Source organism: Priestia sp. P5_B4 (assembly GCF_056400385.1).
The window spans coordinates 1-693 of the sequence record NZ_JBFULJ010001371.1 but is presented as its reverse complement, the minus strand read 5'-3'; the positions used below and the strand labels follow the sequence as shown (position 1 = coordinate 693).

The following is a 693-nucleotide window of genomic DNA, read 5'->3' as shown; positions in this document are numbered from 1 at the left end:
CTGTTTGGACATGGCGTGAACATTTACTCCTTCGTCTTTTAAAGCCACAATTCGATTTGATTGGTATCCATGAGCCAAAAATGCTCCTGAAATTGCTTTTCCGACAATTAGCGTAATAACCGGATGACCTGCTAAGCGCGCTGCTGCATAAGCATCAGCCGCAGCACCGCAAGCATAGTGAATACCTAGAAGTTCTTCATGATAGCCATACGCTTGACTCGGTACGTCTACAATGGCAATTATAGGGCGCGGAGATTGATTTCGATCTTCGTTTATTACTTCACGAACGTGCTTGGCAATTGCCCATCCTTCATCGAGTCCTACTTCCCCTTTTCGTGCACGTAAGAAACGATTATAAGGATTAGGTACAACCGATATATATCGGACCTTTTCTCTTCCTAGCAATGCGTCTTTATAAAGAACGGAAGGAATTTCAAAATCTGCTTCTTCATCATTTATTAAGGCGTTGATCCACACGCGACCGCGGCTGTTGGGCATGTGACCTGGAACTTCATTCAATGAGTAAGAGACTGTTGAAGGGATAGGTTCATTTTTTGTTGCTTTATACAATTGTTGAAACTGATCAGGAGCCATTTTTTCTGAAGGATCAACCTTACTAAGCAAATGTCTGTAAAAATCTACTTGTTCTGTTTTACTGGACTACCTCTCCAAGAAGTACGGAGTGCATAGCAC

1 protein-coding gene is annotated in these 693 nt (G+C 42.4%); it reads right to left on the bottom strand.

What is annotated here, in order from left to right; translation table 11 throughout:
• Positions 1–624: biotin-independent malonate decarboxylase subunit gamma (locus AC1DRF_RS31055; RefSeq protein WP_477742708.1), on the bottom strand; the 624-nt coding region annotated here is incomplete at its 3' end.
• Positions 625–693 lie beyond the last annotated feature (69 nt).